This is a genomic window from Nocardiopsis trehalosi NBRC 14201 (assembly GCF_001552555.1).
GTDB lineage: Bacteria > Actinomycetota > Actinomycetes > Streptosporangiales > Streptosporangiaceae > Nocardiopsis_B > Nocardiopsis_B trehalosi.
In genome coordinates, this window is sequence record NZ_BCRK01000231.1 from 1 (window position 1) to 8,006 (window position 8,006).

Below are 8,006 nucleotides of genomic sequence, written 5' to 3' on the forward strand. Positions count from 1 at the left end.
CCGCCGGCCGCCCGCCGGCCCGGAGCGGGGCGGGGCGGGCGGCCGCGCCCGTCAGCCGGTGTGCGCGGCGAGCACCGCGTCGATCTCCTCGGTGAGCCGCCGCCGCTCCGCCCCGTCCAGGTAGGAGGCGGCCACCCCGTTGCGGGCCAGCCCGGCCAGGGCCGCCGCGTCCAGGCCCAGGCCGTGCGCGGTCCGGTACTCGTTGGTCAGGTCGGTGCCGAACATGGGCGGGTCGTCGCTGTTCAGCGTGACGAGCAGGCCCGCGTCGAGCATGCGCGGCAGCGGGTGGTCGCCGATGTCCGCCACACCCCCCGTGCGCAGGTTCGACGTCGGCGACACGTCCACCGGCACCCGCGCCTCGGCCAACCGGTCCACCAGCCGGGGATCGCGCATCGCGTCGATGCCGTGCCCGATGCGCTCGGCGCGCAGCAGGTCCAGCGCCTCCCACACCCGCTCCGGGCCCCCGTTCTCGCCCGCGTGGGGCAGGCTGTGCAGCCCCTCGGCGCGGGCCCGGGCGAAGAGGCCGGCGAACGGGGTGCGGTCGACCTCGATCCCGCCCACACCGAACCCGACCACGCTGTCCGGCCCGTGGCGCAGCACCGCGTCGAGGGTCTCCTCGCCGCTCTCCACCCCGTAATCGCCGGGGAAGTCGGGGATCCACCGCAGCCGGATGCCGTGCTCGCGCTCCGCCGCGATCCGCGCGTGCTCGATGCCGGCGAACACCACGGTGGCGGGCACCCCGCGCATCAGGTGCCCGTAGAGGCTGACGTGCAGTTCGGCGTAGCGGACGTTCTGCGCCGCGAGCCGGGCGGCGACGTCGCCCGCCAGCCGGGCGAAGTCCTCCTCGTCGCACAGCGTGCGGACCGACGTCAGGTAGACGTCGATGAAGTGCGGGAAGTCGCGGAAGGCGTACCAGTCGCGGATGCCCGCGAGGGTGTCGGGGATCTCCGCCACGCGGTGCTCGGCGGCGAGTTCGAGCAGCGTCTCGGGCTGCATCGAACCCTCCAGGTGGACATGGAGTTCGACCTTCGGCAGGTCGCGGATGAACGCCTCGATGTCGGGCGCGGCGGGGGCGGAGGGGTCGCTCATGGCGTCGAAGCTACTGGCGCGCCGCGCCGCCCCCAAGCGGTCCGGGACCGTTCTGACGTTCATTGGTCCGAATCGCGGCACCCCGGGCGACGCGGGCACCCCGGGCGCCGCCGGGCGGGCCGCCCGCCGGCGGCGGGCACCGCTCCCGCGACCGGGCGGCCGGGAGAGCGCTCCCCCGGCGCCGCGCCCGCCACCTCGCCCTCGCCCCCCGCCCGACGACCGAAAGTGGCCAGAACCGGATCTTCGCGGGTCCACCGCCACCCACCCCCGCAGACGACCGCGAAACCCCGGATACCGCGGGAACCGGATCAGGCCGGAGCGGCATCATAGGTGCGTGATGACGACTCCCCGCAGCCCCGCCTCCGCCGCGCCGCGGAGGCGGCCGGCGGCCGACCCCCCACCGCCGTCCGCCGCCGAGCCCTCCCTCGCCCACGCCCCACTGCGCCGGCTCCCGGCCCAGCAACGCAGCATGGCGCGCGTCCGGCGCATGCTCGACGCCTGCGCCGAACTCCTCGACGAAGGCGGCTACCAGGAGCTGTCGACCACCCGGATCGCCGAACGCGCGGGCGTCGCCATCGGCTCCGTCTACCAGTTCTTCCCGGACAAGCGCGCCATCACCCAGGCCCTCGGCCTGCGCTACCTGGACATGTTCGGCTCCCGCGTCACCGAGCGCCTCAACGAGGGCTCCTTCGCCCACTGGACCGACGCCGTCGACCTCGTCATCGACGAGTACATCGACATGCACCGCACCATCCCCGGCTTCCGCAGCCTGCACTTCGGCGACGCCGTCGACGCCCGCCTGCTCGACACCGAGCAGGACAACAACCGCGTCATCGCCGACCGGCTGCGCGAACTCCTCACCGACGTCGCCGGGGTCACCCCCGACGAGACCCTCGACCGCACCCTCACCGTCGCCGTCGAATCGGCCGACGCGGTCCTCAAGCTCGCCTTCCGCCGCGACCCCGAAGGCGACCCCCGGCTCGTCGACGAGACCAAGCTGCTCCTGCGCAGCTACCTGAGCCGGCACTTCGCCTGACCCCGGACCCGCGGCGGGCCGCCCCACGGCGGCCGCACCGCGCCCGGGGCCCCGGGCGCCGGCCCACCGGCGCCCCGATCCAGGAGGTAACCCCATGGCGGCAGCAGACGGCGTCCCCGCGCGCCCGATCACCGGAACCGCGGCCGGCATCCCCTACCTCGCCCTCCCGCCGGCACTCGGCGACGGGCCGGCCCCGATGGTCGTGGCCCTGCACGCGTTCGAACCCCCGCGCAGCGAGGCGGCCCTCGCGGGCACCCTGCCGATGGCGTCGCTGCCCGCCTGGCGGTTCTACCTCGGCCTGCCCATGTTCGGCGCCCGGCTGCCCGAGGGCGGCGTCGCCGAGGTCAACCGGCTCGGCCGCAGCGACTACCTCCTCGACCTGTACGGGCCCGTCGTGGAGCAGGCCGCCGCCGAGATCCCGCGCGCCGTCGACGACCTCCGCGCCGCCTACCCCGTCCGCGACACCCCGCCCGGCCTCGTGGGCGTGGGCGCGGGCGGTGCCGCGGTCCTGCTCGCCCTCGCCGAGAGCACCCGGCCCATCGGCGCCGCGGGCGTGGTCAACCCGGTGGTGACCCCCGTCCCCGTGCTCGCCGCCCGCGCCCGCCGCCTCGGCGTCGACTACGCCTGGTCCGACACCGCCCGCGAGGCCGCCGCCTGGCTCGACTTCACCGGCCGGGCCGCGGACTTCGCCGCCCGCCGCCCCCAGGCCCCGCTGCTCATCGCGAGCGGCGGCGAGGACGAGGTCATGGGCCCCGAGCGCTGCCGGGCGCTGCACGACGCCCTCGCGCCGCACTACCCGCCCGGGGCGCTGCGCCACGTCGAGATCCCCGACCTCGCCCACACCATGGGCCCCGAGCCCGGCCTGGAACCGGGCCCGCCCGCCCCCGGCAACGTGCTGGCCGACCGCGCCCTCACCGAGTGGTTCCACCGGCACCTGCGCGCCGACGCCGAGGCCACCCTGCGCCTGTCGTGACGCCGCCGGGCGCGGCCGCCGGCTCAGCCGGCGCGGGGCTCCGGCGCCGCCTCGGCCAGCTTGCGGGCGGCGATGAGCACCGGGTCCCACACCGGGGAGAACGGGGGAGCGTAGCCCAGGTCCATCCCCGCCACGTCCTCGACCGCCATCCCGTTCCACAGGGCGGTGGCGAGCACGTCGATCCGCTTGCCGGCGTTCTCCCAGCCGACGATCTGCCCGCCCAGCAGCCGCCCGGTGCGCCGCTCGGCGAGCAGCTTCACCGTCATCCACTTCGCCCCGGGGTAGTACCCGGCGCGGGTGGTCGAGCGCAGCACCGACGTGGTGAACGCGAACCCGGCGCGCTCGGCCTCGGCCTCGTTCAGGCCGGTGCGCGCCACCTCCAGCCCGCACACCTTGGTGATGGCGGTGCCCAGCACGCCGCCGAACCGGGCGTAGCCGCCGCCGATGTTGGTCCCGGCGACGCGCCCCTGCTTGTTGGCGTGGGTGCCCAGCGCGATCGCCACCGGCTCCCGGGAGACCCGGTGGAACGTCTCGACGCAGTCGCCCGCCGCGTACACCCCGGGGGCCGAGGCGCGCATGCGCGCGTCGACCGCGATGCCGCCCGTGGGGCCGATCCGCAGCCCGGCCGCGCGGGCGAGGTCGCTGTTCGGGCGCACCCCCATGCCGAGCACCACCACCCCGGCCGGGTACTCGCCCCGGTCGGTGGCCACGCCCCGCACCCGGCCGCCCTCGGTCCGCAGGCCGGTGACCCGCTCCCCCAGCCGCACCCGCACCCCCATGCCGACCAGCGCCTCGCGCACCTCGGCGCCCATGTCGGGGTCGAGGGTGCCCATGGGCTCCGGCCCGGCGTCGACCAGGTCGACGCGCACCCCCCGCTGCACCAGCGCCTCGGCCATCTCCAGCCCGATGTAGCCGGCGCCCACCACCACCGCCGTCTCCGGGCGGGCGTCGTCGAGGAAGGCGCGCAGCGCGATGCCGTCGTCCAGGGTCTGCACGCCGAAGACGCCCTCGGCGTCGGCGCCCGGCAGCTCGGGGCGCAGCGGCACCGCGCCGGTGGCGATCATCAGCTGGTCGTAGCGCTCGGTCGCCACGGTGCCGTCGGGGCCGCGCGCGGTCACGCACCGCCGCTCCAGGTCGACGGCCGTCACCTCGGTGCCGGTGCGGACCTCGATGTCGAAGTCCCGCGCGAACGTAGCGGGGTCGCGGGCCACCAGGTCGTCGGGGTTCGCGACGGTCCCCCCGACGAGGTAGGGGATGCCGCACGCCGAGTACGAGGTGTGGCGGCCCCGTTCGAAGGCGAGGATCTCCAGGTCCTCGCCGCCCCGCGCGCGGCGCGCCTGCGACGCGGCGCTCATCCCCGCCGCATCGCCGCCGACCACGACCAGCCGTGGGCGCGCGTTCACCCGCCGCTCCATGCCGCCTCCCCTACCCGATGCTCGATCGTCAGCCGGCCGCCGTTCCATGGGATCATCCCTGTGGCGGCCGGGCTTTCCCCTGGTTCTTCTCCGCGACCACCCCATTGTGCTAGGAGGGCGACTTACGTGACGGAACCGGCACCGGTGTTTGCCGGCGGGGTCGACCACGAACGGCTCACCAGCCAGCTCCGCTTCATCCTGGAGACCGACAAGCTCAAGCGCATCCTGCGGCGCAACCTGCTGATCGACGGCTCGCGCCGCGAGAACGACGCCGAGCACTCGTGGCACCTGGCCCTGTCCGCCCGGGTCTTCGCCGAGTACGCGCCCGAGGGCACCGACATCGACCGGGTCGTCGAGATGCTCGTGCTGCACGACATCGTCGAGATCGACGCCGGCGACACGTTCGTCTACGACGCCCACGAGGCGGGCTCGCAGGACGAGCGCGAACGCGCCGCCGCCGACCGCATCTACGCGCTGCTGCCCGAGGACCAGGCCGCGCACGCCCGCGCCCTGTGGGACGAGTTCGAGGCCCGCGCCACCCCCGAGGCCCGGTTCGCCAAGGCGGTCGACCGGCTCGCCCCCATGCTCGCCAACTGGCACACCGAGGGCGGCACGTGGGTGCGGTTCGGGGTCACCCGCGACCAGGTGCTGGAGAAGGTGAAGATCATCGCCGAGGGGTCCGAGGCGCTCGGCTCCTACGCCGTGGCGCTCGTCGAGGACGCCGACCGGCGCGGGTACTTCCGCCGCTGACCCCCGCCCGGCCGGGCGGGGCGCCGCCGGTCAGAGCTGCTCGACCACCAGCTGGACGGCGGCGCTCAGCCCGACCGCGACGATCAGCCCGCGCAGCGCGAACGGCTTGAGGCGGCGGCCCAGCCGCGCCCCGAAGTAGCCCCCGACGACGGAGCCCGCGGCGATCAGGCCGACCACCGGCCACGACGGCGCGGCGAAGACGGTGTAGAACACCGCCGCCGTGGCGTTGACCAGGAAGGCCAGCGCGTTCTTCAGCGCGTTGATCCGCTGCACGTCCTCGTCCAGGGCGGTGCCGATCACGCTGATGAGGATGATGCCCTGGGCGGCCGCGAAGTAGCCGCCGTACACGCCCGCCCCGTACACGCCGACCGGCACCAGCGGGCCGCCGTTGGGTCGGGCGGGCCGGCGGCGGCGCAGCCAGGCGGCCAGTCGGGGCTGCACGATGATGAGCACGCACGCGACGCCGATGAGCACCGGCACGACCCGCTCGAAGACGTCGGACGGCAGGGTGAGCAGCAGCGTGCCGCCGGTGACCGCGCCCAGGCACGACATCACCCCGAAGCGGAGCAGCCGCCCGCCCTGCCCGCGCAGCTCGCGCCGGTAGCCGATCGCCCCCGACAGCGACCCGGGCGCCAGGCCGATGCTGTTGGAGATGGTGGCGGTGACCGGCGGGTACCCGAGGGCGAGGAGCACCGGGAACGTGAACAGCGTGCCCGAGCCGACGACCGCGTTGATGCCGCCGGCACCGATGCCCGCCGCCAGGATGGCGAGCGCCTCCCACACGTTCATGCCGTTCCCCGTCCCCGTTCCCCGATCGGCGCGCACGCCGGCCGCGCACGCCGCCGACACCCCTGACGTGCGCGTTGATGCATACAGTCTACGTAGACGCGATCATCGCCGACCCCACCACCCCCGCTTCCGGACCGCCCGCATCCGGCTTTCCCTCACCATCTGTGACACATAGATCACCAAACGTCGCAATGGCTATAGCCCCCTCGGGCTATTTCAGAAATGGGCCTATTGGGGCCTGTCGAAGGACCGGCGGCGAACCGTAATTTCAACCCCAGTGGTGAGCAATGACACAGCCCGCCGAAACACGGCCACCGTGTCGAGCCGACCCCCTGCCGGACGACCCGCGACCGGCCGCATCCGTGTCACCTCTCACCACCCCGCGCCGACGACCGCGCCCGTCGGCGAACCATCACACATGCTGATCTTGGGAGTGGGGCAACATGTGGACCTCGGACATGACCGACCGCGCGCTGTGCCGCGCGATCGATCCCGACGCGCTCTTCGTTCAGGGCGCCGCGCAGAACCGGGCCAAACTCATCTGCAAGGGCTGCCCGGTACGCACCGAATGCCTGGCGGAGGCCCTCGACGAACGCATCGAGTTCGGCGTCTGGGGAGGGATGACCGAGCGCGAACGCCGCGCGCTGCTGCGCCGCCGCCCCGACGTCACCTCGTGGACCGACCTGCTCATGACCGCCCGCGCCCGCTACGAACGCCATACGGGCGCCCCCGGTGACGACGCCGTCCTCGACCCGCTGACCACCGCCGCGCCCGCGGCGGCCGACGACTGACCCCGGCCGCACCACGACGGCAGGCGGCCCCCGCCCGCGGGCGGGGGCCGCTCAGCACACGGCGCGCCTCAGCGCTCGTCGTCGCGCGCCCGGACCTCGTCGTAGCGGTACCCGTCGGCGGCGGCCCCCGGCCGCGCCGCGCCCGCGCCGTCGCGCCCCGGGCGCACGGCGTCGGCGATCCCCGCCAGCGACTCCTGGGCCATCAGGTTCCACGGGGCGTTGGCGCCCATCTCGCTGGGCACGATCCACACCTTGTTGGCGTCGCCCCGCGCGATCTCGGGCAGCTTCTGCAGGTACTGGTAGGCCAGCACGTCCTTGGTCGGCTGCCCCGACTGCAGCGACCGCGCCACCATGGTGATCGCGTCCGCCTCACCGCGCGCCCGCACGGTCATCGCCTCGGCCTGCGCGCGCGCCCGCACCTTCTCTGCCTCGGCGAAACCCTGGGCGCTCAGCACCGCCGCCGACCGCTCACCCTCGGCGCGCAGGATCGCCGACTGCTTCTGCCCCTCGGCGCTGAGGATCTCGGCGCGCTTGTCGCGGTCGGCGCGCATCTGCTTCTCCATCGCCTCCTGCACCGACTCCGGCGGCTCGATGCCCTTCAGCTCCACCCGGCTGACCTGGATGCCCCACTCGGCGGTGGCCTCGTCGAGCACCGCCCGCAGCTCCCGGTTGATCTGGTCGCGCGAGGTGAGGGTCTGCTCCAGGTCCATGCCGCCGACCACGTTGCGCAGCGTGGCCGAGGCCAGCTGCTCCACGGCGGTGATGAAACTGGCGACCTTGTAGGTGGCGTCGTAGGGGTCGGTGACCTTCACGTACACCGCGGTGTCGACGTTCACCGACAGGTTGTCCTGGGTGATGGCCGCCTGCGGCGGGAAGCTCACGACCTGGATGCGCAGGTCGATCCGCTCGCGCACGTGGTCGACGAACGGGATGACGATGTTGAAGCCCGACTTCAGGGTGCGGTGGTACCCGCCGAACCGCTCCACGACGTCCGCCATGGCCTGCGGGACGATGCGGACGCTCCGCCACCCGATCACACCCAGGACCGCCACGAAGATCAGCAGGATGATGACAACGGTACTCATCGGGGCGGCTCCAGGACTCCTGTCGGAGGGCGGCACAGGTGGGCGGCGTGCGTGGACGGCCGCGAAGCGGACGTCCAC

At 74.4% G+C, this 8,006-nt stretch carries 8 protein-coding genes; 4 read left to right on the forward strand and 4 right to left on the reverse strand.

Features of this window, described 5'->3' with window-relative positions; genetic code table 11:
• Positions 1-51 precede the first annotated feature (51 nt).
• Positions 52-1,089, reverse strand: a complete 1,038-nt coding sequence (add, locus tag NT8_RS25550; RefSeq protein WP_067974882.1) for an adenosine deaminase — start codon at positions 1,087-1,089, stop codon at positions 52-54.
• Positions 1,090-1,558: 469 nt separating this feature from the next.
• Between add and NT8_RS25555 the strand changes: the two genes are divergently transcribed.
• Both NT8_RS25555 and NT8_RS25560 read left to right on the forward strand, forming a co-directional pair.
• On the forward strand, positions 1,559-2,125 hold the full coding sequence (locus NT8_RS25555) for a TetR family transcriptional regulator (RefSeq protein ID WP_067974859.1): 567 nt from the start codon (positions 1,559-1,561) through the stop codon (positions 2,123-2,125).
• 94 nt (positions 2,126-2,219) lie between these two features.
• Entirely contained in the window at positions 2,220-3,098 is an 879-nt protein-coding gene (locus NT8_RS25560) for a peptidase (RefSeq protein ID WP_067974862.1), read from the forward strand.
• Between the two features lie 23 nt (positions 3,099-3,121).
• Here the strand turns inward: NT8_RS25560 and NT8_RS25565 are convergent, their stop codons facing one another.
• A complete protein-coding gene (locus NT8_RS25565) occupies positions 3,122-4,501 on the reverse strand; it encodes an FAD-dependent oxidoreductase (RefSeq protein ID WP_281203531.1) in 1,380 nt (459 codons plus the stop codon).
• Between the two features lie 138 nt (positions 4,502-4,639).
• Between NT8_RS25565 and NT8_RS25570 the strand changes: the two genes are divergently transcribed.
• The gene (locus NT8_RS25570; protein WP_067974867.1) at positions 4,640-5,263 is read left to right on the forward strand and encodes an HD domain-containing protein; all 624 of its coding nucleotides are present in this window, start codon (positions 4,640-4,642) and stop codon (positions 5,261-5,263) included.
• Positions 5,264-5,293: 30 nt separating this feature from the next.
• On the opposite strand, the gene NT8_RS25575 is transcribed toward NT8_RS25570, so the two are convergent.
• Positions 5,294-6,052, reverse strand: a complete 759-nt coding sequence (locus NT8_RS25575) for a sulfite exporter TauE/SafE family protein (RefSeq protein ID WP_067974870.1) — start codon at positions 6,050-6,052, stop codon at positions 5,294-5,296.
• Positions 6,053-6,495: 443 nt separating this feature from the next.
• On the opposite strand from NT8_RS25575, the gene NT8_RS25580 reads away from it, so the two are divergent.
• Positions 6,496-6,843, forward strand: a complete 348-nt coding sequence (locus NT8_RS25580; protein ID WP_067974873.1) for a WhiB family transcriptional regulator — start codon at positions 6,496-6,498, stop codon at positions 6,841-6,843.
• A gap of 68 nt (positions 6,844-6,911) precedes the next feature.
• Here NT8_RS25580 and NT8_RS25585 read toward each other — a convergent pair whose 3' ends face one another.
• Complete coding sequence (locus tag NT8_RS25585) at positions 6,912-7,928, reverse strand: SPFH domain-containing protein (RefSeq protein WP_067974877.1); 1,017 nt, start codon at positions 7,926-7,928, stop codon at positions 6,912-6,914.
• Positions 7,929-8,006 lie beyond the last annotated feature (78 nt).

Coding starts and splice junctions, on each gene's coding strand:
- add (WP_067974882.1), bottom strand. CDS start 1,089: ATGAGCGACCCCTCCGCCCCCGCCGCGCCCGACATCGAGGCGTTCATC.
- NT8_RS25555 (WP_067974859.1), top strand. CDS start 1,559: ATGGCGCGCGTCCGGCGCATGCTCGACGCCTGCGCCGAACTCCTCGAC.
- NT8_RS25560 (WP_067974862.1), top strand. CDS start 2,220: ATGGCGGCAGCAGACGGCGTCCCCGCGCGCCCGATCACCGGAACCGCG.
- NT8_RS25575 (WP_067974870.1), bottom strand. CDS start 6,052: ATGAACGTGTGGGAGGCGCTCGCCATCCTGGCGGCGGGCATCGGTGCC.
- NT8_RS25580 (WP_067974873.1), top strand. CDS start 6,496: ATGTGGACCTCGGACATGACCGACCGCGCGCTGTGCCGCGCGATCGAT.
- NT8_RS25585 (WP_067974877.1), bottom strand. CDS start 7,928: ATGAGTACCGTTGTCATCATCCTGCTGATCTTCGTGGCGGTCCTGGGT.